We start from the raw sequence: 25,270 nt of genomic DNA, 5'->3' as shown, positions 1-25,270 counted from the left end.
ACCTATAAAAAAACCATCCATAAGGATGGCTTTTTATCCGTTCTACCAAAAATTTAATCTCTAGGTAAGATCCCATAAGATTGATATTGGCTCGCTTGGTGAATAAAAGAATTATAGTATTTATTATCTTCAACAGAGTTTTTTACTGCTCTTTCACTATCGGCTTTTGATAACTTATTTATTGCTTCATGTAATGGTGTTTTAAGCTGTTTATGGATATTAGGATCATTACTTTCTTTAATTTGATCAAGCAATGCAACCCAATTTTCTGCCTCTGCTTGAATATCAGGATCAGTAAATTGTGGTTGAGGTAAACTGTAGTCTAACGCTAGATTAACAGTATCGTTATACTCATCTTGAGGGGAAAGTGGTTTTAGATCTTGACCATAATCAGTCATAATATATTGGATTAATTCAGGTTTATCAAAACATTTGGTTTTGATGTTCCCCATTTCGTTTTTATTATGGCTTTTAATTTCACTGGGGAAAGGTTCACCTAACGTATAAGTACATTTAAATACATTGCCATCAATCAAGGTAGCATTAGTGCTTTGTAATGGCATTTCTAACTGATAGCCATTAATAACCACTTTATATTCTGTTGGTTTAAAGCGATCCCCCTTACCTTGTACGGCATAGACTTCAGATAAACGGTAATACATAAAATTATCAGGATTTAAAATTCCACCATTGTTGTTTTCATACACCATAAAAGTGGATTTATTACCTGCACTATCTTGTAAACTATGTTCGCCCGGTGAGAGTGTTAAATAACCACTTTTACCCGGCTCAACCTGATATGTTTTATCATCAACAACAAAGCTCATGCTTTTTTCACTGGGATTACTGTAATAAAACTTATCTTTTTTATTATCTAAATCAAGTTGATCACAGGCAGATAAAACCAATACCGTGCTAGCAATAAGGCTTATTTTAAAGAAATTTTTCATCGTATTGTTATCCTTATCATAAATATTTTATGCAAATCATTTGCATCCCGAGAAACATTCCTAAAAAACATTTAAAAGTAATTTGGCAGAAATGGCAAGGAGTAACAAAAGATAGCACTATTATGCTTTAATCAATGAAAGAGACATCGACTTTGAAAAATCAAATAAAAACAATTGATAAATAGTAAGGAGAATTTTTGTATAAAATCCTTTCTTTTTCAAGCTCAACTGTCTTAAACAAGGTTTTCGATGTGGTTAATCGTTAGCAATCAAAGAAAAACAACCGATAGTATCGGTTGTTCTCAATATAGGTTATTTATACTAATTAATCGAGTTAACTAAATCATGCCACGTCGATAAAACCAATATTTGATCAGGAGGAGAAAGCTCTCCTGCTTTGATAGCTTTTTGAATGCTCTCTTCTACACGGGATTTTAATGCTGATAATTGCGTATTGTTTTCTTGCTCAAGCTCCGCAATCGCTAAAGTGATGTGGCCTTGTAAATATCCACCAGCAAATAATTCATCATCCGTAGCATGTTCAACACGGCTATCAATTTTATCTAATAAGTACGTTTCATACTCAGAAAGCATTATTTATCCTCAATATATAATGTTGCTATCAGATTTAAGTCACTCAATGTTTCAATAGCAACCTTATTACCTCAGGCTTTATTGGTTTACTAAAACCTGCGCAGTGGATAGACGAGGATAGTTTATCTCGTCATCCTTAATTAACGAGGGGATTTTCCTGATAAGGAAATTGCTCCGGCGTTAACTCAGGTGTATTGTAAAACAAATGTAACGCATTAATAAATAGCTGTGCACGTGGCGGGATATTTTTATCGCGCAAATAAGCTAATACTTGCTCTCTCACCTTGTTTCTAAACTGGTAACGGTCTGGCTCAAAATCCCCGTCTAAATTATCGCAACTCACGTTAAATGGATAATTGGCTGCTTGGCAGAATAACCAGTCAAGAGCTTGAGGCTTGATTTCAACTCGTTCAAACTGCTCTTGAGTCACTTGATCTCGCCCATCAGGACAATACCAATAACCATAATCAACCTGCTGACGACGCGCATCCCCAGCAATACACCAATGCGATATTTCATGTAATGCACTCGCGTAAAATCCATGTGCGAAAATGATTTGGTGATAAGGTATCTCTTCACTCTTAGGCAAATAAATTGGCTCGTTATCACCTTTAACTAAACGTGTTTGGTAACTATCGCTAAAACATTGATTAAAAATATCAATTAACTGCTGATAATGATGTGCTGACATTTAAAAATTATCTTTCCTAATTAAAAAGTGCAGAAAACCAAAGTGCAATAGTATCACCATGATTGTCATGAATGAGTTTGATGCTCATCAAAAAGGAGATAATGACCAGCATTGGTCTAATTAATTTTTGTCCTTTGGTTAACACCAACCCTGCACCTAAGCGAGCACCAATAAACTGCCCGCATAACATAACTAAACCTATGGTCCAAATTACCTGTCCACCAAGAATAAAAAATAGCAAAGAGCCAAAATTAGAGGTGAAATTGAGTAATTTAGCATGTGCTGTCGCCTTTGAGAGATTATAACCAAGTAACATGACATAACCTAAAGCGAAAAAAGATCCCGTTCCAGGACCAAAAACACCATCATAAAAGCCAATACCACCGCCAATAATAACCCCGAAAGTATAATAGCCAAGACGTTGCTTACTATCCTTAGCCCCGATAGATGGTGTTAATAAAAAATAGAGACCGATTGCGATAGTAAGAACAGGCAGCGCTTGTTTTAGTAATTCAGGATTAATAAATTGTACTAACATCGCACCAGAAACAGCACCAATAAAAGTCATAAAAATGGCAAAGCGCTGTGCTTTTAAATCAATGACGCGACGACGAATAAAATAGAGTGTGGCTGAAAAAGAACCGCCCACTGATTGAAGCTTATTTGTTGCCAACGCTTGTACGGGTGATATCCCCGCAGAGAGCAAGGCAGGAATAGTGATCAACCCACCACCGCCAGCAATAGAGTCAATAAAGCCTGCTAATACAGCAACAAAAAAGAGTAGAAGGTAGATGCCATCTGAAAATAGCCAATCCATTTATCTATCCGAATTATCAGAAATGAGGGGGCGTGTGTTACTGATTTATTTGATTATTTTAAATAAAAACAGTAACACTATCTGAGCATAGAATAATAAGGCGCTCACACCTTTAAAAACTCATAGCAAACTTACTACAGATTATGCGCTGTATTATTGATGTAAGCTAAGATCACCATTGCATTAATGGAGGAATAACATCACCACATTGACCCCGTTGACGTAACGCATGATCAAGTAACACAATAGCCATCATAGCTTCTGCAATAGGAACAGCTCGGATACCGACACACGGATCATGTCGCCCTTTGGTGATCATATCGACTTCTTCACCTTGTCGATTAAGCGTCTTACCAGCAATAGTAATACTTGAAGTCGGCTTTAAAGCAATGTGTGCAATAATAGGTTGACCACTACTAATGCCGCCTAATACGCCCCCCGCGTGATTACTGCTAAAACCTTCTTTGGTAATTTCATCGCGGTTTTCAGTCCCTTTTAAGGTCACCACATCAAAACCATCTCCGATTTCAACGCCTTTTACTGCGTTGATGCTCATTAACGCATGAGCCAAATCGGCATCAAGTCTATCAAAAACGGGTTCGCCTAATCCTGCAGGTACACCTTCTGCAACCACGGTAACTTTGGCACCTATAGAATTACCCTCTTTTTTTAGCGCTCGCATATATTCATCAAGGGCATCTAGGCGAGAAGGATCAGGGCAAAAGAATGGGTTGGTTTCTACAATTGACCAATCAACTAACTCACAACTAATCGGCCCTAATTGAGATAAGTAACCTTTTACTTCAATACCAAATTTTTGTTTAAGGTATTTTTTGGCAATAGCACCCGCTGCGACACGCATGGCGGTTTCTCGAGCAGAAGAGCGTCCCCCGCCACGATAATCACGTAAACCATATTTCTGTTCATAGGTGTAGTCTGCATGCCCTGGGCGGAATACATCTTTAATTTCGCTATAATCTTGAGAGCGCTGATCCGTATTTTCTATTAATAATCCAATACTGGTTCCCGTTGTTACACCATTAAAAACACCCGATAAAATACGCACTTGATCAGGCTCTCTACGTTGTGTGGTATAACGTGAAGTTCCCGGTTTACGTCTATCTAAATCAACTTGTAGATCCGCTTGCGTTAAAGGTAATCCGGGAGGAACACCATCCACAATGCAACCTAACGCTGTGCCATGAGACTCACCAAAAGTGGTTACTCTAAATAATTGCCCGATACTGTTTCCCGCCATCCCTCAATTCCTATCTTATGACTGACTGTGTGATGTTATTAATATGTTATTTGCAACCATAACAATCTACCGTTTCATCACATTGACATCAACGTTTATCGCTAGCAAAGCTATCTGAAAATTCGACAAGTTGCTCACGCGTTAACATAAAGACACCAATGCCTCCCTTTTCAAACTCAAGCCAAGTAAAAGGAACTTCAGGAAATTGTTCGATAAGATGCACCATGCTATTACCGACTTCACAGACAAGAATGCCTTTTTCGCTTAAATAATCAGGTGCTTTTAGTAAAATTTGTCTGGTGATATCTAAGCCATCCACACCAGAAGCCAATGCAAGTTCGGGTTCAATATGGTATTCATCAGGCAAGTCACCCATATCTTCAGCATCAACGTAAGGTGGATTCGTCACGATAATATCGTATGGTGTAGGAACAATTGCCTCAAAGAGATCAGATTGCATTGGATAAACACGATGAATTAAACCATGATTTTCAATATTAAACTCGGCAACTTCTAACGCATCAGCTGAAATATCGACTGCATCGACTTCTGCTTCTTGAAATTCATGGGCGCAAGCAATAGCAATACATCCACTGCCAGTACATAAATCAAGGATACGGGTTGGCTCTTGCCCAATCAGTCCAGCAAAATGGTTATTAATCAATTCACCAATGGGAGAACGAGGGATCAAAACACGTTCATCAACATAAAATTCATGTCCACAAAACCACGCTCGATGCGTTAAATAAGGCACAGGAATTTTTTGTTCAATACGAACCTCAATAAGTTGAATGATTTCCATTTTTTCAGAGGTTGTAAGTTTGGTTGATAAAAGAGCATCAGGAATATCTAAAGGAAGAGCCAGTGTAGGTAGAACAAGCTGTAACGCTTCATCCCATGCGTTATCCGTACCATGACCATAATAAATATCTGATGAATTAAACTGACTCATAGCCCAACGTAACATATCTAAGATCGTGCTTAAATCAGCTACGGCTTCTTCTTTTGCTGTGATATCCAAAACTGTTGTCCTCTGACGGATCTGACGAAATAGAAAGTCTGTAGTTTGCCATGAAGATCGTGATAAATCAGCGTTAGATAATAAAAAAAGACAATATTATTAAATTCATCTCGTTTTATCTTTATGACGAAACAAATTCAATATTAGCCAGATAAACCAAATCAATCACACAATAACCATACAATCAACTAACAACAGACAAAAAACCAGAATAAATAATTATATTTATCACTTTAACTAGTAATTATAAGAAATCGATCCATACTTATTTACATGTGATTTATTATTGAACTGAACAGTCAGTAATATCAATAACATCTTGTTCTGCAATTGGTTGTTCTGTTTACGATGTTGTTCTCTCAATAATACTTTTTCGATTTATTAGGAGATGAAAATGAGCAGTAAAAAACTAACCCCTGCTGAAGTTAATGATGCACATAAACTCCAAACCCGTCCTCTATCTACCCCTACAGATTTAGCACCTAAAGCAACAAAAGAAGTTAGTGCAGCGATGAATGCTATTCTTGCGGATGTGTTTGCTTTATATCTAAAAACAAAGAACTTCCACTGGCATGTGAGCGGTCCTCATTTTCGTGACTATCATCTAATGTTAGATGAACAAGGTGATCAGCTCTTTGCCATGACAGATCCTATTGCCGAGCGTGTACGTAAAATTGGTGGCATGACATTACGCTCTATAGGCCAGATCTCAAAAATGCAACGTATTAAAGATAATGATGCTGAATTTGTTGAGCCTTTAGATATGTTAGCTGAGCTATGTCAAGATAATCAATTACTTGCAGCAGAACTGAGAAAAGCACATGTTGTCTGTGATGAAAATAACGATATCTCTACCGCAAGCTTAATTGAAAATTGGATCGATGAAACAGAGCGTCGTACTTGGTTCTTATTTGAAGCTTGTCGACGTGCAGAAACATCAGGGCACTAATTAATCTATTTGCTAGCTATGTGACTATTTTGGCAGGGATCCCCCCTGCCTTTTTTGTTTCATCTATTTAACAATAGTTTTTTATCTCCCCTTATATTTAAGGTACTATTATTTATAGATATAGATGATAGCAATGATGAAGAACGCTAAAAATGAACAAAAAATTCATATTACCTCCTTCAGAAATAGAATTATTTCAGGAGATGATAAAAGGCACCAAAAAGCTCCCACAAGATAAAATACGCCACCAAACACCGCGAAAAAAAGTGACTCATTATCCAACAGAGCGATTACAGCAAGAGCAAATAGATGCTTCTTACTATTTTTCCGATGAGTTTCAACCTAACTTGGCAACAGAAGGCCCGATGCGTTATTTAAGAGAAGGGGCAAATGCGTACGAGCTAAAAAAATTGCGTCGTGGTGATTATGTACCAGAGTTTTTTTTAGATTTACATGGATTAACACAATTAATCGCCAAACAAGAAATTGGTGCCTTAATCGCGGCCTGTAGAAGAGAGCATGTGTATTGTGCCTGTATTATGCATGGGCATGGTAAACATATTTTAAAACAGCAAACCCCTCTTTGGTTAGCTCAACACCCTGATATTATTGCTTTTCATCAAGCACCAAAAGAGTGGGGAGGTGATGCTGCACTATTGCTGTTAGTCGAAAATGATGATATTGCGCGTCGTTAACATCACCGAATAAATCAGAACAATATAAATAACATATAGACTTTATTCGGTAATTTGTTTTAAGTTTGCTGGGGAGACTTGCCACAGCAATTTCCCCGAGCCTGTTGATAAATCAAAATTAACACAAGCAATCGTTGAGGTAGAAAACATCGGAGCACTCACTGTTGGACAAAGCTCTGCCACGACATACCCCACTAAAGGTAGATGTGATATAACTAGAATATTGTGATATCCCACTTCCCCTAATGCCCTTAAATAATGTGCAATATGATCAGGATTACCCCCAGGAATAAGCCCTTCATCGGTTTCTATCTTAGAGGGTAATACTAAGCCTTGTTGCACAACATTAAGTGTTTGTTGTGCCCGCAAATAAGGACTAACTAAAACATAATCAATACTATGCTCTTGCTGTGTCATCCAATTCGCCATGGTTAATGATTCATATTCACCACGCTCTGTTAAAGATCGTAGTGCATCACTAGGCGCATCAAAAGTAGCCTCACCGTGGCGCATAATAAAAATTTGCATAATCAATATAAACCTATTTTGTTGTTATCATTTCTAAGGGTATCAATACATAAAGCAAGTAAGAATAACAAATATCTAGTTTTGACCAAAAACCCCTAACAAATAATACGCTATTTTATCCAGTAAATTTGCTCTATTTGGTATATTTTAACACCAAAAAATTATATTTAATCTCTTATTAAAACAAACTGCCTTTAGAATATACCATTGGCGTTTATTATCCCCCAAAAACACTTTTCACTCAGCTATCATTAATATTTATGAGCCGATTTTTCATTAATAATAACACCTTGTTTAATCAGCGCTTAATTTAGCGAAAAACGCCGTAACCCCTCGCCCAATGAGTGAACTGCATCTCAATTATATAGGTACAAAAAAAGGCGCATAAGCGCCTTAATCATCCTTTCTACTCATTACATTATAGAATAGATAGTTAGCTATAGAATCGTTCATTTAACTTGGCCATTGCTGCTAATCGCTCACATGGCTGGAACTTTTCACCGTATTTTTCAGTTAATTGATTAAGCTTATCGACTATTTTTGTTGTTCCCATACTATCTATATACCGGAATGGTCCACCAAAGAAGGGAGGAAAACCAATACCGAAAACAGCACCAATATCACCATCCCTAGGTTGTTGAATAATGTTTTCATCTAAACAACGAACAGCTTCATTAAGCATAAGCAATAAACAACGTTCGGTTATTTCTGAAGCCGATAACTGATTTTTAGGTTTAACCTGTAATAAGCGATAAATCATCGGATCTGCACGCTTTTTATTTTTTCCTAAAGAGAAAGGTAAGGCATGCTGATTATAGAGATAAAAACCACGACCGTTTTTACGCCCTTTTCTGTCATCCGCAATAATCGCATCCACCGCGGGAGGAGATGCAAAACGCTCACCAAACTCATTGACTAAAATAGGCGTTATTTTAGTACCAATATCAATTCCCACTTCATCTAAAAGTTGAATGGGGCCGACTGGAAAGCCAAATTGAACTAATGCTTTGTCAATATTCTCTATCGTTTCCCCTTCAACCAAACAGGTTAAGGCTTCACTAATATAAGGGGCGAGAATTCGATTGACATAAAAACCGGGTTTATCTCCTACCACAATGGCAACTTTGCCTTGTTTTTTAGCAAAAGCAACAGTTGTGGCGATTGTCTTAGCATCCGTTTTTTCATGAGGGATCACTTCAACTAAGGGCATTTTTTCAACGGGACTAAAATAGTGCAGCCCAATTATTTTTTCTGGATATTGTGCTTTTTCAGCAATTTTATGGATAGGAAGAGAAGAAGTATTTGAAGCAAAGATGATCTTGCCTTCACCTAAGGCTTCAATATCAGCCACCATTTTTTGCTTTAAAGCCAAATCTTCAAAAACAGCTTCGACAATAAGGTTAGTTTGATGGAAACCGCTATAATCCAATGTCCCTGATAATAACCCCATTTGTCTTTGGCGTTCACGAGCAGAGAGCCGTTTTTTCTTGACCTTAGTTGATAACGCTTTCCAACTATAGTTAAGTGCCTGCGCAATACCTTTATCACTAATATCTTTAATTCTAACGGGTAAATTACCTTTTGTTGCTGTCACAAAAGCAATACCGCCCCCCATTAACCCCCCACCTAAAATACCTATATGGTGTAAGTTATCTGGCTTTGCAGATGATCCTGTTTCATTTTTCAATGCTGTTGAGGCAAAAAAGAGATGCCGTAATGCAGATGAAACCGGGGTCATGGCTAATTCACCAAACGCATTAGCTTCTTCTTTAAAACCTGTTTGAATATCTTTCTCTAAGCCTCGTTCAATAACGTGAAGAATACGCTCTGCCGCTGGGTAATGACCTTTGGTTTTAGCTAAAGTGCGCTTTTTAGCTTGATCAAAGAGGATATTTCTTCCTAATGTGGTATTTGCCCAAAAACGCTCCATAATAGTCTGTTTTTTAGCAGCTTTTTTAGCTGTTAAAATCCATTGGGCTGCAACATCTAATAAAATAGCTTGTGGCACAACGTCATCGACTAAGCCAAGCTTGAAAGCCCGTTTGGCATTAATTTGTCGCCCAGTTAAGATCATATCTAAGGCGGTCGTAACCCCTATTAAACGTGGTAATCTTTGGGTTCCCCCCGAACCTGGTAGTAATCCTAATTGAACTTCCGGAAGGCCTAAACGTGTTTTACTGTTATCGGAGCAAATTCGCCCATGGCAGGCTAATGCTAGTTCTAATCCTCCACCTAAACAGGCGCCATTGATGGCTGCGACGACAGGCAAAGGATAATTTTCTAATTGAGTAAAAAGATCTTGTCCTGCTTTTGCTAATGCGGTGGCCTCTTCTTTGGTTTTGCAATCTGCAATCATTGATATATCAGCACCAGCAATAAAATTATCAGGTTTACCTGAGGTGATAATTAATCCTTTTACACCTGAATGTTGCTGAGCCTGTTTTAATACATTTTGAAACTGTTCAACAAAAGCAGCTTTCAGTGTATTGACCTTTTCATCTACAACATTAATGGTGATAATTCCTACCTTATCGGGACGTACTGAAAACTGGAATACCGGTGATTTCTCAGATGAGGTTTGTATCCTTTGTTGAGTCGCCATTATTCCACCTCCAAAATCATCGCTGCACCCAATCCGCCCGCAGCACAAGCTGTTGTTAAACCAAAGCCACCACCTCGGCGTTTCAGTTCATGTAATGTTTGAGTCACCATTCTCGCCCCTGTTGCAGCAAAGGGGTGTCCATAAGCAATAGAGCCACCAAGAACATTGAATTTATCCATATCAACTTCACCTATTGCTTTTGACAGTCCGAGTTGCTCTTGAGCAAATTTATCACTTGCAAATAAGGTTAAGTTACTCAACGTTTGAGCCGCGAAAGCTTCATGCATATCTATTAGTGTTAAATCACTCAAAGTAAGACCGGCTCTTGATAGTGCTAACGGAGTCGCATAAGAAGGCCCCAGCAACATATCTTTCCAGACATCAATGGCGGTAAAAGCATAGCTACGCAGATAACCTAAAGGTTGATAGCCTAAACTTTTGGCAACAGACTCTTTCATCATTAGCACAGCAGCAGCACCATCCGTAAGGGGCGTACTATTAGCCGCTGTCACACTACCGTGGCGCCTATCAAAGGCAGGCTTCAGTTTTGCGTAAGAATCAAGTACAGAATTTTTGCGGATATTATTATCTTGATGAAAACCTGATTTATAAGGTGGGAAAAATGCCGTCATAACTTCGTCATTTAATTTTCCCATTTCCCACGCTTTGGCCGCTAATTGATGAGAGCGATGCGCTAATTCATCTTGCGCAACTCTTGAAATATGATAAGTCTTAGCCATCTGCTCAGCAGTATCCCCCATACGCAATCCTGTGGAATACTCAGCCACTGCGGGTGCAACGGGTAGCAGATCACCAAAGCGTAGTTGACTTAAATAACTAAGCCGTTGCCCTAATGTTTTCGCTTTACTTAAACTGAGTAAGACATCGGCTAATTTTTTACTCACGCCAATCGGTAATACAGAAGATGAATCTGCGCCACCAGCAATACCCACTGAAACGTGACCTGCCAACATACTTTCAGCCACATTAGCAATAGCCTGAAAACTCGTTGCACAAGCACGGGTTACACTATAAGCATCTGTTTTTACACTTAGCCCTGCGCCAAGTACAATTTCGCGGGCAATATTCGGTGCGGCAGGCATTTGTACTACTTGACCAAACACCAGTTGATCAATAATTTCAGGAGGAATTTCATTACGGATCACTAATTCTTGTACAACCGAGCGCCCCAGCTCAACCGCAGGGATCCCCCGATAAGCGGTTGCTTGTTTAGCAAATGGGAGACGCAATCCACTGACAATCGCAACACGATCTTTTATGGTACTGCTCGCTGATGACTTCATAACGACTCCTGACAAAATGAATTCCTAACACCAAAGAGGTCTGACCTGATTAATAGAGTTAACAAAATTTTCACTTATCAGAAACATCATTTTATAAGAAGTGGGAGTTAGCGCTCATTATTTCATTCAATTAGCTGTAACTCGAAGAAAACAATAAAAGGAAGGAATAAATAATGATAAAAAATAAAAAAGGCTACTGAATTTCAATAGCCTTGAAGAAGTTTAATTTCAAAGGATTAACGTAATCCTAATTGGAAGATCAGATTTTCTGCTTCACAAGAGAAAGTAAAATCAGCGGTTAATTGAACGCCACCTTCAACATCAGCAAATTGATGTTTAATTTGGCAAGGTTCAGATGCAGTGGCATTAGCTTTAGCTGTTAGCTCATTTAACATCGCTTCAGCTTGAGCCTTATCGGCAAAAACGTGCTGATAAGATGCGGTACAATTTTTGTTGTCGATAATAGTACCAACATCAACACAACAACAAGCAGCTGTTTCTTCTGCATTACAACGATTAATTGCGTCTGCCATTTTAGTCTCCCAACAAAAGAAGTGTTAATTATCTATCATAATAGCAAAAAAATAAAATAACCTGCGTTAGCTCAAATTAACCTACAATTTTACAAAAAAAATTGATTTTACTGTTTGTTTAATAAACAAAACCATCTTTATTGGCATTTAATGTAAAATTAATGTTAACTAAATCCCAAATTTTAAATCAAATTGGAAATATATATAAAACAAACTTGCAACATTACCACTATTCATCTTTATACTTAAGCAACTGGTCTGATTTGTCATAACGACAACCGCACCTAAAATCCAGCGCTTCTAATCAGAAGTTACTTATTTAAAAAAATTATGAGGGTTTAGGTCATGAACCGTAAAAACCTGTTTACTCGCACAGCTCTCGCTGCCATTGTAGGAACACTTTCCTCTTATGCAAGCGCTGCCGGTTTTCAGTTAAATGAATATTCAACTTCAGCACTAGGTCGTGCTTTTTCAGGAGAAGGCGTTATTGCAGATGATGCGAGTGTAGGTAGTCGAAACCCTGCCGCATTGACCATGTTTGATCGTCCTGAGTTTTCCGTTGGTGCTATCCATATTAATCCCAGTGTTGATATTAAAGGTAAATCTCCACTCTCTGGCGCCAGCACTAATGCCGGCGATATCGCCCCAAGTGCTTTAGTCCCCAATATTCACTTTGTTGCGCCTATCAACGATAAATGGGCAATTGGTGCATCAGGTACTACTAACTTTGGTTTAGCTACCGACTTTAAAAAAGATTACCCAGCAGGTTTAATTGGCGGAAAAACTGATTTAAAAACCATGAACTTAAATTTAAGTGCAGGTTATCGAGTTAATAAACAATTTAGTGTCGGTTTAGGCTTAAATGCGCTCTATGCTGATGCTGAAATTACCCGCCATGTAGGTGAAGCCGGTAAGCTATTGGGTGGTACCTTATCTCAACATCCAGATACTAACTATCAGGGATTAGGCCGTTATTTATCAAGCTTATCGCCAAGTGATCGTTTTGCACAATTAAAAGGGGATGCTTGGGGCTTTGGCTGGAACGCCGGTTTATTATATGAGTTTGATGAAGATAACCGTATCAGCTTCACTTATCGCTCTAAAGTAAAAGTGAAATTTAAAGATGGTGATTATCAAAGTGATATCCGCTCATTACCCGCACTAGAAGGTATGGGAGTGATTGGTACTAATGGAGACACCATCAAAGGTAAATTAGACCTTAACCTACCGGAGATTTGGGAATTTGCCGCTTACCACCGTGTCGCCCCTAAATGGGCTGTCCATTATAATTTAGCTTATACCAGTTGGAGTGAGTTTAAAGAGTTAAGAGCAACACGTAAAAGTGATGGTCAACAACTCTTCAACAAAGAAGAAGGCTTCCGTGATGCATGGCGTATTGCATTAGGAACCACTTATTACCATGATGATAATTGGACATTCCGCACCGGTATTGCCTTTGATGATAGTCCTGTTCCTGCGGATAAACGCTCTATCTCGATCCCTGACCAAGATCGCTTCTGGTTAAGTGCAGGGGCAACCTACGCATTTAATAAAGATATGTCTGTGGATGTTGGTTTAGCCTATATGCACGGTAAGAAAGTGACGATTAAAGAGAAGCTATCTGAAAGCTTACCATTGCCGGCTTATGAATTTGAATCATCAGGTAAAGCATGGTTATACGGTATGAACTTTAACTATCGCTTCTAAGCTGATTTGCTACTTTAAATACAAAAAATGGTCTTAAAAAAGACCATTTTTTATTTAAACAACCAGATAAACAGATTAATCGATAGAATCTAAATCATCTTCAATCGCTTTTGCGTTTGGATTTTCACCTGTTTTCCCGCCATTAGCATCGAAATCATTTTTTTGGAAATAGGCTTCACGCATCATTAAATATGGATCAGATGAGTTTTGTAAAATTGCATCTGAATCTAATAATTGAGCTCGCGTTTCAATACCTTCAAGGGCCCATTTACCCGCAGACATCCAGAAAGTGAGGTAACTCAGTACTGGATAGGTGGCATCAGCCCAATCGCCCCCCTCTTCTCGCACTGTAAAGCTGCCATAGCCCGGTAATACCACATAAGGGCCATATCCCACACCATAATGCCCTAACGTACTACCAAACCTTACAGGAACTTCTTTTTCCATTGATTCTCTAGACATTCCTGCAACATCGATTAAACCACCAATACCAAATACGGTATTGATCCAAAAACGTCCGAAATGCTTAGCCCCTTTTTCAAAATCTCCACGTAAGATGCTATTTAGCATACTTGCTGGCTCTTCAAGGTTACCTAAGAAATTCGATAGTCCATTACGTGCTGGTGGTGGAACATAATCACGCCATACTACGGCTACAGGTCGTAATACGTAAGGATCTAAAACATAATAGTTAAAATTAAACATCTGGCGGTTAAACCCTTCCAAGGGATCAGAACGACTGTCACCATTGTTAGGTGTGCTTGCACATCCTGAAAGTAAAGCTACTAAAAGAGCAACACCGCACAGGCGATACTTCATAATGTTCTCCGCTAACTGTCCTATGATAATCAGAGCATAGGTCACTATTCATCATCTTTACATATAATACTGTCAATAGGCGATAAGTGATACTGTTATTCGTTTTTAATCTTATAAGAACATTCGGGATTTATTTTTATCCAATAGAGCTAACTATGCCCGATTGATAAAAATATTTGAGATTGTTTTTTATGCAAAACACCTATAGTTACATAGTTCAAAGAAGAAGTAATTCGCAATAATCAAGCTAAGAATTTTCTTACCTTAAAGTATCTATCTATATAAAAAATACGCTATTTTATTTGTTATTTTTATCCATTTTATATCAAGAAATAAAAAAACATAAAGATACATATACAAATTTCCCTATCCAAATAAAACATAAAAATAATTTATCAATATTTTTTAATTATAATAAGCAAAATTAGAATAGATTAAAGATAGTCATAAATAGATAAAATAAAGATATCATGATTAGGCTATCAATAGCTAAATTATCATTTTCGATATTAGGATATAATGAAGAAAAATTTCTCTATTTTTCCTTGCTGACCCATTATATCATCAAGTTTTACCAGATACCTTCAGCTAAGTTACAAATTAATCGAGATATCAAGCCACCAACATGCACTATCAATTATTCCTGAAAATGCTAAGTATGCATTAGGCTCTCAACGTAGCGATATTAAAACATCCTGTAATGTAGATACTTTTTTAACATTTACAGTTTCAGATTTGTTTGTAGAAAATAAAGCTAACACATGGAAAAAACTTTAGTGTAATTTTAGAAACCAGAGGAGCAGAAAGTAATGTAATTTATTGATATATAAATAAATTAAAAAACCTCTAAATAAAATATAGATATTCCTGAAGAATTTAGATTATATAGAGCAAGCTACTATTACATTTAGTTTTTGAATTTAACATTTAAACAAAATGAGTAATAAATATCACATTATAAGTAAGCTATTATTAATAATCTCTTTTTGATGCCCCACTACATATAAAATCAAAAAGCATTAAAATTTTCATTACTCATTATTAAAATGGGCAGAAATAACAATATAACCATTAACGAAATGATTATACTTTTATGATAAAAATTCAAACAATAGCTTTACGATTCATTTTAAATAAAACATTTTGTGATATTCTAAATTAGATGAAAATAATAAAATATTTTCAATAACATCATAATTTGATTAAACAGACTAAAATAAAAGAAAATACTTAATTTTAAAACTTAAATAATAATTTAAAAGGGGTATCATAATCCTCTAATTTAATAATTCATTATTCATTCACGAAAAGGAAGAGTAAAATGAAAAAGAATTTTCTCTATTTTACCTTATTTACGGCTATATCAACATCAGCACTGGCTGTAGCTCCTTCAGCTCAATTACAAATCAATGGAGATATAAAACCGCCAACTTGTACAATCAATAGTTCTAACAATACAGAAGTTGTCTTTGACTATGGCCGCATATCACCAAGCTTGATACCACAATCTTCAAACTATCAATATGTGGATATGAAACCAGAAACAAGCATCAGTATTGAATGTGATGCTAAAACTTATTTGACGTTTATACCTACTGACACATATGGTGATGTAGATCTTGATTATAATACTAGTTATGATAGTGCTTGGTTTCGCTTAGTTGATAAAGCCAACCCAGATAAAGCAGTTGGGGCTTCATTTTTTAATTGGAAAGATGCAACTGTTGACGGAAAAACGGCTTTTATAAGCCGAGCAACACCTAAAATAGCTGAACTGGGGAAATCTGTCTTAGTTAAAAATAATATTCATGGGTGGACATCAGAGCAACAAGAGAATGTATCCGCCGCATCTCTTAAATTAGTCTCAGGTGAAATCTTTACCACAAAATTCATGCCAGGAAAAACATCTCATACATTTATTCTTTCTCGTGATGAGTTGGCTAAAAAAGCAATAGATATTAGTAATGGACTCGATTTTATTGGTGAGGCCGTATTAACATTCTCTTTCGGTGTTTAAAAAATTTAACAAAACCACTCTCACTATATTAACAAGCTATTAGCTTGTATACATTAAACGGGTAGAGATCTTTTTTATTTCATTCCCCTCCCGTTTATTGTTTTTATTTTTTATGACTCATTCAATTAACCTACTAATTTTATATTTATCATTTTTATTTCGATCTACTGTAACATATAAAAATATAGAAATAGCGATTAAGACAGTATTATCATTGATTACAAAATAAACCTTGCTAACTCAATGACTAAATACCTTGATCCCTCCACCACAAAAACGGTACTATACGGACACTGAGAAACAGTTAAGCACCCTCTCGCAAAATGTTCCCTTAGTTAAATGGATATAACGAGCCCCTCCTAAGGGCTAGTTACAGGTTCGATTCCTGTAGGGAACGCCAATTATAACAACCTATCATTTTACCCACTGCTTATTCTTGCTATAAAGAATAGGTTCTTTATTAACAACACCCAATGAGAGTTTGGTGATTTAATAAAGCCTTATCAAAAATAATAACCTTTATTGTCGATAATTTGGCCTAAATTCCTATTTCACTGTCTGCACGACAGAAGTAAATCAAATCTATATTCGGTAGCTTATATCACCTGTTATGGACAGGAGAATTTAAATGATACTTTGGCTGATCTCTTTTGGCTTAATTTCAGGTATTACTACATGGTTATTTGGTTTTGGCGGTGGTTTTGTTACTGTGCCCCTACTCTATACTCTGATTCTTACACTTTGGGCGGGTGATAGCTTAGCGGGTGAACATGCTATGCAAATTGCTGTGGCTACCTCTGCGCTCATTATGCTGTTTTCCGCTATTATTACGACCCTAAAACACCATAAGGCGAAAAAAATAGATTGGAAATTAATTATGATCTTATTTTGGGGGATTGCATTCGGTGGGATCTTCGGTGCCTTACTTGCCTCAACCGTCCAAGGTGAATGGATCCGATGGATTTTTATTGGTTATCTATTTCTGACTATCTTAGATTGCTATTTTCGCCCCGGATTTATGGCGCCACGCAAAGAAATACAAAAAGTAACCAACAAAAAAGAAGCGTTAACTGGCACTATTATTGGCATTATTGCAGCTTTTTTAGGTGTAGGTGGAAGTGTTATGACCGTACCTTTATTACGCCGTAGAGGTATGTCAATGACTCAATCGGCTGCAATGGCAAACACATTGACATTCCCTTTAGCATTAACGGCAACACTCACTTATATCTTATTGTCTTTCACTACCCCGTTAGAGGATAGCGCTGGATTTGTTGGCTATATTTGGATAAAAGCAGCCGTTATTCTAATCTGTAGTACATGGATAGGATTAAAAATAGCTGAACGTTTTTTATCACGTATACCGGATAAATGGCATGCGAGAGTTTATCCGCTGTTATTGATATTGGTGTTAGTCGTTATGCTGAACTAACCCGCTAACATACCTCTGAACAAGGCAATTCTTATCTATCTGTATTGCCTTTAATATTTCACACAAAAGTGAAATTGTTACATTTACTCGACTTAATAGTAGCGTATTTTGACACCCTAGACACAACCCAATAACCATTAATATAATTAATTAAAAATTATACATAATGAATAATATATTATAATTTATCTTATCTTTTTTATGATGGCATAATTATCTACCTCTTGGATAAATTAAATCTTAATTGACATTTAATTCTATCTTTTATAGATATTTCATTATTAAAATAAGACATTATAGCAAATATAATAAAATAGCTTCTTTAGCTTAAGAAAATTAAAAAACTTATTTAGTCTTTATTTTAATAACAATTTAATTACAATTAAACCCCTCACCGATATATATAAAAATATATATCGATTGGAAATTATATCAATATTTTTTCTTACCTTAATAATATATTATAGATACACTTTAAAAGAATAAATCATTCCCATAACCATATGAATATTAAAGGCATGGTTATTTTTTTATAAAACTCTTAATTCATTTCTTTTAACAATAACCAGATCCTAACTAATGCCTTAGAAGAAAATAATTATCATTTTATTTTGTCTCTATTTGTTAAATTATTTTATGATATTTATTAACTTCTTTGTTGCTATTATTTATTATTTCCAACTAACTCATCACTTATTAATGAATAAATTGAAGACACCATCAAATATTTATTTAACCAACTGTATATAATATTTAGCTATAAGAAGAAACTGGAGGTTATATGAGTATTAGTCGTCGTTCTTTTATTAAGGGGATGGGTATAGGATGTGTTGGTTGTACGGTGGGAAGTTTGCCACCAGGGGCCCTCGCACTTAATCCAGTAACATCTCTTAAGGGTCAGTCTAAATTAACACCAAGTTTGTGTGAGATGTGTTCTTACCGTTGTCCTATAGAAGCTCAGGTTGTTAATAACAAAACTGTCTTTATCCAAGGTAACCGAAATTCACCACATCAAAAAACTCGAGTCTGTGCGAGAGGAGGCAGTGGTGTTAGCCTTATTTATGATCCGAAACGCATTGTAAAGCCCATGAAACGCAAAGGCCCTAGAGGTACCGGAGAATGGGAAGTTATTAGCTGGGAACAAGCTTATACAGAAATTGCCGAAAAGATGGCAAGCATCAAACAACATTATGGTGCTGAAAGTATCTTTTTCTCATCAAAATCAGGCTCTCTTTCCTCTCATTTATTTCATTTAGCGGCGGCATTTGGGTCACCAAACACCTTTACGCATGCATCAACTTGTCCTGCGGGCAAAGCCATTGCTGCATCGGTAATGATGGGTGGTGATTTAAAAATGGATCTCGCAAATTCTAAATATATTCTTTCTTTTGGTCATAATCTTTATGAAGGAATTGAAGTTGCAGAAACCTATGAATTAATGACGGCACAAGAGCGTGGTGCAAAATTAGTCAGTTTTGATCCTCGATTATCCGTTGTTTCCAGTAAAGCCAATGAGTGGTTTGCTATCCGACCAGGTGGCGACTTACCTGTTCTAATGGCCATGTGTCATATTATGGTAAAAGAAAATCTTTATGATAAAGATTTTATAGAAAAATTTACTGTCGGTTTCCCTCAATTGGTGGAAGTATTACAAGATACCACGCCTGAATGGGCACAAGCTCACTCTGATGTTCCCGCAAAAGATATTATTCGCATAACACGCGAAATTGCAGCTAAAGCTCCTCACGCATTAGTCATGCCAGGCCATCGCGCAACCTTTAATAAAGATGAAATTAATATGCGCAGAATGATCTTCACCTTCAACGCCCTACTGGGAAATATTGAACGTGAAGGTGGCATGTATCAAAAGAAAGCTGCTGCAAAATATAATAAATTAGCGGGCATCGACGTTGCCCCTGAATTAGCTAAACCAACCGTTAAAGGCATGCCTAAAATTACGGCAAAACGAGTCGATGCTACAGCGCCTCAATTTAAATATATCAATAAAGGCGGCGGTATTGTTCAATCTATCATTGACTCCACACTCCATGGTGTACCTTACCAAACCAAAGCTTGGATTATGTCACGCCATAATCCATTTCAAACAGTAAGTTGCCGACCTGATCTAGAAAAAACAGCCCAAAAACTCGACTTAATTGTCAGTTGTGATGTGTATTTAAGTGAAAGTGCATCTTATGCAGATTATCTGTTACCAGAAAGCACTTATTTAGAAAGAGATGAAGAGATTTCTGATGTCTCTGGTTTAAATCCTGCTTATGCATTAAGACAACAAGTTGTCGAACCTATTGGTGATACCAAACCAAGTTGGTTAATTTGGATGGAATTAGGAAAAAAACTGGGATTAGCGAGTTATTTTCCTTGGGAAAACATGGGAGTTCGTCAACTTTATCAAGTTAAAGGGGATGAAAATCTCTATAAAGAGATCCACCAAAAAGGCTATTTATCTTATGGTATTCCGCTACTTTTACGTGAACCATCCTATGTAAAAGCCTTTGTTGCACAATACCCAGATGCTATCAAACATGTTGATAGTAACAATATGATGGAAAAATCTCTTTCTTTTAAATCACCAAGTGGTCTTATTGAGATCTATTCGGAAGAGTTAGAAAGTCTATTAGAGAATTATGGTATTCCTCGTTTCCATAACTTCCCATTAAAACAAAAAGATGAACTCTATTTTATTCAAGGAAAAGTCGCAGTACATACCAATGGCGCGACTCAATATGTACCTTTATTAGCAGAGCTAATGTGGAAAAATCCTGTCTGGTTACATCCTGATACTGCAAAAAGTCATGGAATTAAGCATGGTGATGAGATCATTTTAGAAAATAGCGTAGGCAAAGAGAAAGCCCATGCCTTAATTACCACAGGTATTCGTCCTGACACAGTGTTTGTCTATATGGGTTCAGGCTCTAAGACCGGCGAAAAAACGCCAGCAACCACAAATGGGATCCACTGCAGTAGTTTATTACCTCATGAAATTAGCCCTGTTTCAGGCACTGATGTACATACTTCAGGCGTCAAAATTAGTCTGGCTTAAGGAAAAAAATAACGATGAATAGCAACTCTAAACAATTTGTCATGCTACACGATGAAAAACGTTGCATTGGCTGCCAAGCTTGTACCGTAGCATGTAAAGTCATCAATGATATTCCTGAAGGATACAGCCGACTACAAGTACAAATTCAAGGCCCTCATAATGATGAGGCAGGAGATCCACATTACCAATTTTTCCGAGTTTCCTGTCAACATTGTGAAGATGCGCCTTGCGTTTCTGTCTGCCCTACAGGTGCTTCATTTATTGATGAAAATGGCATTGTACAGGTTAAAAAAGAGCTCTGTATTGGCTGTGATTACTGTGTTGGTGCTTGTCCTTATCACGTTCGATATATCAATCCATTAACACACATTGCTGATAAATGTAATTTCTGTGCTGATACTCGACTAACAGAAGGTGAGTTACCTGCTTGTGTAACGGTATGCCCAACTGATGCATTGGCATTTGGTCGCATTGACTCACCCGAGATCCAAACTTGGATCAAACAGAAATCCGTTTATCAATACCAATTAGATAATGTCGGAAAACCAAATTTATTCCGCCGTAAAGAGATCCATCAGGGAGATAAAGCATGACAAGTATCTGGGGAGCCGAACTCTATTATACGCCAGATTACTGGCCTGTATGGTTAATTGCAGCAGGTTTGATCATTGTCGCCATGATAGCCATATTGGTGCTACATGGTTTTTTACGTTATGCACTGGCACCTAAGCAAAGTGGTCACTATGAAGAAGAGCGTGTTTACTTATACTCTAAAGCCATTCGTTTTTGGCATTGGGGTAATGCCTTACTGTTCATTCTTCTATTAATCAGTGGATTGTTAGGCCATTTTTCTATCGGTAATGTTCCATCGATGGTACTACTACATAAAATCTGTGGTTTTATTCTCATCGCTTTTTGGATAGGTTTTGTTGTAATTAACCTAACCACAAATAATGGTGTACATTACAAAGTCAGACCGCAAGGATTAATTGGACGCTGTATCAAGCAAGCTCGCTTTTATCTTTATGGTATTATGAAAGGTGAACCACATCCTTTTGCCGCGACTGCAACAGATAAATTTAACCCTCTCCAACAACTTGCTTACTTAGGTGTTATGTTTGGGTTAGTTCCACTACTTCTTATCACAGGCGTACTATGCTTATACCCTGAAGTCTTAGGTTATGGCTATTGGATGTTAAAAGTACACTTTATATTAGGCATCGTTGCACTCATGTTTATTTGTGCACACTTCTACTTATGTACTTTAGGCGATACCTTTACACAAACATTCCACAGCATGATTGATGGGCATCATCGACATCAAAAACATGGTGAAAGCACAACAACAAAAAATTGATTATCCCTTGTTGATAATTATTAATATCCTCATGCCTGCTTATCGAGCAGGCATTTTTACGTATTGGTATTTTTAGCTAAGATCACTGATACGTAAAAATACAGATTATTCTCCTATTCACTACGATTTTTTTATTTATTATTAACAGAACAAAATTGATATAGCTTAATTTTCTAAAAATGAATCTTTTTATGATGATATTCTACTAAATTAGTGTTTTTTGAACTAGCTAGTTTTAATTTTATTTTTACTGAAATTTTTTATATATTAAAAAATATAATTAACCAATCTTTTATATAAAAAATTTTAGTCATAAATAATAGTAGAAATAGCAACAAAAAAGATATGTTATAGGTAACAGTCAATATTATTATACTAATGGAATAATTTAGATATTCTTATTACTGTTAAAAAATAAAAATGCCCATTAAGGGCATTTTATTTAGATTCAAGGCATAAATTAATAATAAGATAATTCTTATTATTAAATAATTAGATTAACACTCTCATAAGAATCATCTTATTTATCTAATTATTTGTATACTAGCTAACTTTCTAATTAAAAGCTTACAATCAGAAAATAGAAAGAGCCTTATTGTCGAAATGAGCTGGGATATGTTGTTCATTATTCTCAGGAACATCAACCATACCCCCCATAACATCTTCAAAGAAGTTACCTATATTAATGCCTAACACATCAAGGACTTTAACTAAGCAATCAATGTCGATACGATTAACTCCGCGTTCGTAGCGAAATAATTGCTGTTCACTAATATCGATTTCTTTTGCTAACTGAAATACGGTATAACCTTGAGATTTTCTTAATGATTTTATTTTTTGTCCAACAGCGTAAGCAACTGGATACTTGTTACTCATAATATGTTCTCGCTTTTCACTTTGATTGATATCTAATTTATAATAGTGCGGGCCATCATTAATAATATATGAAAAAATATAATATCATGGGCACCTTTTTTAATTTTATTAAAATAATATTTTGACTTGATAAGAGTATTACAATTCATAACAACACTTATCATATGTAAATAATATACTACGCATTTAAACACTTTCAACCAGTCAAAAAATGACAATAATAACTAACACCTTTACTCTCACTAGTTATTAATACCTAGGAGAAGTCACAAATCCAATATTAATCAATAGTTTATAATATATTAAATATAAATATAGTCTTTTTTTATCTTTAGAATTACTCATGTATTAGATTTATATTCTATCAATGCAATAATTTACGAATAAATATATCAAATTGATAAAAAAATAATCAATAAATTTCAGTCTAATTTATTTAAATTTGTGAATTAACCTCGTTAATAGAACATTTTTTACATTTTTACAAAAAATATTGAGCAATCTCAATAAATTCTAATTAATACAAAATGACACAGATTAAAACCAATAGAAACAATTAGTTACATAATTTTCATAAAGTAATAGAACTCGTTCTAATTTTAAACATTTGTTAATTAATTTATATAAGCATAAACACTTAGCGTTAGAGTACTTATTAAATTTAAATAAATTTCCAATTATTATTTACTATAATTTGAATTATAATTTCCATTATGGATTATTATTTATTTATATTTTTTCTTGTTCTCTTATTAAAGATAATCCAAATAGAAAAAGACCATAAAAAGAAGAATAAATGATAAAAACTATTTTATATCATATGGTTATAATACATTTCTTAATTTATAGAACATCTAATGTTCTACTAAAAACATGCCAGCATAGCTTTTTGCCACCTTCCGCAAACCACATATTTAAACAAAAGAACTTCTTATCAGTTATTGTAACTTAGGATAAATATTTGCTATATTAAGCTGTTAAATGACCATTTAACAATGATCTCATTTTGTTAAAAATTCAAAATTAGATAATCCTTTAATCCTAAGTGTAAATACTTATTTCTTATAAAGTGTATTTTTGCCTCTCTGCAAACATTAATATTTTTATATAATTTATCTTTCTGCTATATACACAATTTTCTCTTTTTTCGTGTAAAAAAGGAATTTCCCCCTTTAAGACAACATCTAAACAAATGAAAATGTCGTTTATTGGCATAGATCATTTTCTTTTGAATTCATAAGGATAGCGATTTGATAAAAATCAATAATTAAAATAAACGTTTAAAATCAACAAATTAATATAAAAATTTTGTTCAAAAAATAGCACCAAAAAAACGATATTTCAGAAAAAACACATAATAATTTTTAATTAAAAAGATAATTTGGTTACAAACCACATAAAAATATTAAGGGTGTTTACTGTAAAGGATAATTTTGAATTATTTTTATTTTAACCCATATAAAAACCATAATACGTATAATTAACTAATAATAAAAAAATACTTTTTTTTAAAATTAATTTAAAAATCTTATCTATATCAAGGCGATAAAAAATGAATATCCTTGACGTTGCTATTTTTAAACTATCTTATAAGCAATTAAATAACCTATGTGCACTCAATAAAAGTATCATCTTAGCTATTTCTCTCAGTAATTTTGCTAATCCTTTTAAATAATCATTTCATCATCAATCTTTTAACACTACTAGTAGGGTAAATAAGTCGGTAATCAACCCCTGATAGCACAAAAATAATTCAGAACGATAAATAGGAGAACAGAACAGGGATCACAGCTCGATATAAAACCACCAAGTAGATAGATAGATAGATAGATAGATAGATAGGTCGATGTAGTCTAGTAACAGACGTCCTGAATACAAAATGAGCGCTATGGATAATAGATAAGGATAATAGATAAGGATAATAGATAAGGATAAGGATAAGGATAAGGATAAGGATAAGGAATAATAAAGGAATTTTTATCGAATGATATAAAAAGAAGTGGTGGGCGGTATTGGGCTCGAACCAACGACCTCCTCCTTGTAAGGGAGATGCTCTACC

20 protein-coding genes, 1 tRNA gene and 1 pseudogene are annotated in these 25,270 nt (G+C 35.5%); 9 read left to right on the top strand and 13 right to left on the bottom strand.

Features of this window, described 5'->3' with window-relative positions; genetic code table 11:
- Nucleotides 1–53 precede the first annotated feature (53 nt).
- The 6 genes from AACQ49_RS18250 to prmB form a co-directional block, all read right to left on the bottom strand.
- Nucleotides 54–950 carry a hypothetical protein gene (locus AACQ49_RS18250; RefSeq protein WP_004243747.1) on the bottom strand — a complete coding sequence of 299 codons (897 nt, stop codon included), beginning with the start codon at nucleotides 948–950 and terminating at the stop codon, nucleotides 54–56.
- A gap of 321 nt (nucleotides 951–1,271) precedes the next feature.
- Nucleotides 1,272–1,544 (bottom strand): YfcL family protein, encoded by a 273-nt coding sequence (locus tag AACQ49_RS18245; RefSeq protein ID WP_004243748.1) that lies wholly within the window; start codon nucleotides 1,542–1,544, stop codon nucleotides 1,272–1,274.
- A gap of 136 nt (nucleotides 1,545–1,680) precedes the next feature.
- Nucleotides 1,681–2,235 carry an elongation factor P hydroxylase gene (locus AACQ49_RS18240; RefSeq protein WP_004243749.1) on the bottom strand — a complete coding sequence of 185 codons (555 nt, stop codon included), beginning with the start codon at nucleotides 2,233–2,235 and terminating at the stop codon, nucleotides 1,681–1,683.
- 16 nt (nucleotides 2,236–2,251) lie between these two features.
- Nucleotides 2,252–3,052, bottom strand: a complete 801-nt coding sequence (locus tag AACQ49_RS18235; protein WP_004243750.1) for a sulfite exporter TauE/SafE family protein — start codon at nucleotides 3,050–3,052, stop codon at nucleotides 2,252–2,254.
- A gap of 172 nt (nucleotides 3,053–3,224) precedes the next feature.
- Entirely contained in the window at nucleotides 3,225–4,310 is a 1,086-nt protein-coding gene (gene aroC, locus AACQ49_RS18230) for a chorismate synthase (RefSeq protein WP_004243753.1), read from the bottom strand.
- An 88-nt stretch (nucleotides 4,311–4,398) separates the two neighbouring features.
- The gene (gene prmB / locus AACQ49_RS18225) at nucleotides 4,399–5,277 is read right to left on the bottom strand and encodes a 50S ribosomal protein L3 N(5)-glutamine methyltransferase (protein WP_046334445.1); all 879 of its coding nucleotides are present in this window, start codon (nucleotides 5,275–5,277) and stop codon (nucleotides 4,399–4,401) included.
- 448 nt (nucleotides 5,278–5,725) lie between these two features.
- Here prmB and AACQ49_RS18220 point away from each other — a divergent pair, with 448 nt between their 5' ends.
- On the top strand, nucleotides 5,726–6,280 hold the full coding sequence (locus tag AACQ49_RS18220; protein ID WP_004250672.1) for a Dps family protein: 555 nt from the start codon (nucleotides 5,726–5,728) through the stop codon (nucleotides 6,278–6,280).
- Between the two features lie 152 nt (nucleotides 6,281–6,432).
- On the top strand, nucleotides 6,433–6,975 hold the full coding sequence (smrB, locus tag AACQ49_RS18215) for an endonuclease SmrB (protein WP_004243759.1): 543 nt from the start codon (nucleotides 6,433–6,435) through the stop codon (nucleotides 6,973–6,975).
- Between the two features lie 42 nt (nucleotides 6,976–7,017).
- Here the strand turns inward: smrB and sixA are convergent, their stop codons facing one another.
- The 4 genes from sixA to AACQ49_RS18195 form a co-directional block, all read right to left on the bottom strand.
- Nucleotides 7,018–7,503, bottom strand: coding sequence for a phosphohistidine phosphatase SixA (sixA, locus tag AACQ49_RS18210; protein WP_049208151.1), 486 nt, complete (start codon nucleotides 7,501–7,503; stop codon nucleotides 7,018–7,020).
- A 433-nt stretch (nucleotides 7,504–7,936) separates the two neighbouring features.
- A complete protein-coding gene (gene fadJ, locus AACQ49_RS18205; protein ID WP_049208150.1) occupies nucleotides 7,937–10,105 on the bottom strand; it encodes a fatty acid oxidation complex subunit alpha FadJ in 2,169 nt (722 codons plus the stop codon).
- Nucleotides 10,105–11,409 carry an acetyl-CoA C-acyltransferase FadI gene (gene fadI, locus AACQ49_RS18200; RefSeq protein WP_004243765.1) on the bottom strand — a complete coding sequence of 435 codons (1,305 nt, stop codon included), beginning with the start codon at nucleotides 11,407–11,409 and terminating at the stop codon, nucleotides 10,105–10,107. The genes fadJ and fadI overlap by 1 nt, the downstream gene beginning before the upstream one ends.
- A gap of 236 nt (nucleotides 11,410–11,645) precedes the next feature.
- Nucleotides 11,646–11,942, bottom strand: a complete 297-nt coding sequence (locus tag AACQ49_RS18195) for a YfcZ/YiiS family protein (protein ID WP_004243769.1) — start codon at nucleotides 11,940–11,942, stop codon at nucleotides 11,646–11,648.
- 345 nt (nucleotides 11,943–12,287) lie between these two features.
- Here AACQ49_RS18195 and fadL point away from each other — a divergent pair, with 345 nt between their 5' ends.
- Complete coding sequence (fadL, locus tag AACQ49_RS18190; RefSeq protein WP_017627979.1) at nucleotides 12,288–13,649, top strand: long-chain fatty acid transporter FadL; 1,362 nt, start codon at nucleotides 12,288–12,290, stop codon at nucleotides 13,647–13,649.
- Between the two features lie 75 nt (nucleotides 13,650–13,724).
- Here fadL and mlaA read toward each other — a convergent pair whose 3' ends face one another.
- A complete protein-coding gene (mlaA, locus tag AACQ49_RS18185) occupies nucleotides 13,725–14,468 on the bottom strand; it encodes a phospholipid-binding lipoprotein MlaA (protein ID WP_004248410.1) in 744 nt (247 codons plus the stop codon).
- Between the two features lie 1,321 nt (nucleotides 14,469–15,789).
- Between mlaA and AACQ49_RS18180 the strand changes: the two genes are divergently transcribed.
- From AACQ49_RS18180 to phsC, 6 genes are all read left to right on the top strand, one after another.
- Entirely contained in the window at nucleotides 15,790–16,485 is a 696-nt protein-coding gene (locus AACQ49_RS18180) for a type 1 fimbrial protein (protein ID WP_036907782.1), read from the top strand.
- A gap of 325 nt (nucleotides 16,486–16,810) precedes the next feature.
- A tRNA-Arg gene (locus AACQ49_RS18175) sits at nucleotides 16,811–16,885 on the top strand.
- A gap of 228 nt (nucleotides 16,886–17,113) precedes the next feature.
- Nucleotides 17,114–17,917: a sulfite exporter TauE/SafE family protein gene (locus AACQ49_RS18170; RefSeq protein ID WP_161735714.1), complete on the top strand. Its 804-nt coding sequence runs from the start codon at nucleotides 17,114–17,116 to the stop codon at nucleotides 17,915–17,917.
- A gap of 781 nt (nucleotides 17,918–18,698) precedes the next feature.
- Nucleotides 18,699–20,978: a thiosulfate reductase PhsA gene (phsA, locus tag AACQ49_RS18165; protein WP_161778823.1), complete on the top strand. Its 2,280-nt coding sequence runs from the start codon at nucleotides 18,699–18,701 to the stop codon at nucleotides 20,976–20,978.
- A 14-nt stretch (nucleotides 20,979–20,992) separates the two neighbouring features.
- Complete coding sequence (locus AACQ49_RS18160) at nucleotides 20,993–21,571, top strand: 4Fe-4S dicluster domain-containing protein (RefSeq protein ID WP_161778822.1); 579 nt, start codon at nucleotides 20,993–20,995, stop codon at nucleotides 21,569–21,571.
- Nucleotides 21,568–22,335, top strand: a complete 768-nt coding sequence (phsC, locus tag AACQ49_RS18155) for a thiosulfate reductase cytochrome B subunit (RefSeq protein ID WP_004248413.1) — start codon at nucleotides 21,568–21,570, stop codon at nucleotides 22,333–22,335. The genes AACQ49_RS18160 and phsC overlap by 4 nt, the downstream gene beginning before the upstream one ends.
- Nucleotides 22,336–22,908: 573 nt before the next feature.
- Here the strand turns inward: phsC and AACQ49_RS18150 are convergent.
- Nucleotides 22,909–23,211, bottom strand: a complete 303-nt coding sequence (locus AACQ49_RS18150) for a helix-turn-helix domain-containing protein (protein ID WP_004243781.1) — start codon at nucleotides 23,209–23,211, stop codon at nucleotides 22,909–22,911.
- Between the two features lie 1,753 nt (nucleotides 23,212–24,964).
- A pseudogene (locus tag AACQ49_RS18145) lies at nucleotides 24,965–25,270 on the bottom strand (hypothetical protein); the annotation flags it as partial.

It is taken from the genome of Proteus sp. G2675, assembly GCF_963886535.1.
GTDB classification, from domain to species: Bacteria; Pseudomonadota; Gammaproteobacteria; order Enterobacterales; family Enterobacteriaceae; genus Proteus; species Proteus mirabilis.
Note: the sequence above shows the minus strand (reverse complement) of the source record. Positions and strands in the feature narration are given on the sequence as shown.

Coding starts and splice junctions, on each gene's coding strand:
- prmB (WP_046334445.1), bottom strand. CDS start 5,277: ATGTTACGTTGGGCTATGAGTCAGTTTAATTCATCAGATATTTATTAT.
- AACQ49_RS18250 (WP_004243747.1), bottom strand. CDS start 950: ATGAAAAATTTCTTTAAAATAAGCCTTATTGCTAGCACGGTATTGGTT.
- AACQ49_RS18240 (WP_004243749.1), bottom strand. CDS start 2,235: ATGTCAGCACATCATTATCAGCAGTTAATTGATATTTTTAATCAATGT.
- AACQ49_RS18235 (WP_004243750.1), bottom strand. CDS start 3,052: ATGGATTGGCTATTTTCAGATGGCATCTACCTTCTACTCTTTTTTGTT.
- fadJ (WP_049208150.1), bottom strand. CDS start 10,105: ATGGCGACTCAACAAAGGATACAAACCTCATCTGAGAAATCACCGGTA.
- AACQ49_RS18150 (WP_004243781.1), bottom strand. CDS start 23,211: ATGAGTAACAAGTATCCAGTTGCTTACGCTGTTGGACAAAAAATAAAA.
- phsC (WP_004248413.1), top strand. CDS start 21,568: ATGACAAGTATCTGGGGAGCCGAACTCTATTATACGCCAGATTACTGG.
- AACQ49_RS18220 (WP_004250672.1), top strand. CDS start 5,726: ATGAGCAGTAAAAAACTAACCCCTGCTGAAGTTAATGATGCACATAAA.
- AACQ49_RS18195 (WP_004243769.1), bottom strand. CDS start 11,942: ATGGCAGACGCAATTAATCGTTGTAATGCAGAAGAAACAGCTGCTTGT.
- AACQ49_RS18180 (WP_036907782.1), top strand. CDS start 15,790: ATGAAAAAGAATTTTCTCTATTTTACCTTATTTACGGCTATATCAACA.
- AACQ49_RS18245 (WP_004243748.1), bottom strand. CDS start 1,544: ATGCTTTCTGAGTATGAAACGTACTTATTAGATAAAATTGATAGCCGT.
- phsA (WP_161778823.1), top strand. CDS start 18,699: ATGAGTATTAGTCGTCGTTCTTTTATTAAGGGGATGGGTATAGGATGT.
- AACQ49_RS18170 (WP_161735714.1), top strand. CDS start 17,114: ATGATACTTTGGCTGATCTCTTTTGGCTTAATTTCAGGTATTACTACA.
- aroC (WP_004243753.1), bottom strand. CDS start 4,310: ATGGCGGGAAACAGTATCGGGCAATTATTTAGAGTAACCACTTTTGGT.
- AACQ49_RS18160 (WP_161778822.1), top strand. CDS start 20,993: ATGAATAGCAACTCTAAACAATTTGTCATGCTACACGATGAAAAACGT.
- sixA (WP_049208151.1), bottom strand. CDS start 7,503: ATGCAAATTTTTATTATGCGCCACGGTGAGGCTACTTTTGATGCGCCT.
- fadL (WP_017627979.1), top strand. CDS start 12,288: ATGAACCGTAAAAACCTGTTTACTCGCACAGCTCTCGCTGCCATTGTA.
- mlaA (WP_004248410.1), bottom strand. CDS start 14,468: ATGAAGTATCGCCTGTGCGGTGTTGCTCTTTTAGTAGCTTTACTTTCA.
- smrB (WP_004243759.1), top strand. CDS start 6,433: ATGAACAAAAAATTCATATTACCTCCTTCAGAAATAGAATTATTTCAG.
- fadI (WP_004243765.1), bottom strand. CDS start 11,409: ATGAAGTCATCAGCGAGCAGTACCATAAAAGATCGTGTTGCGATTGTC.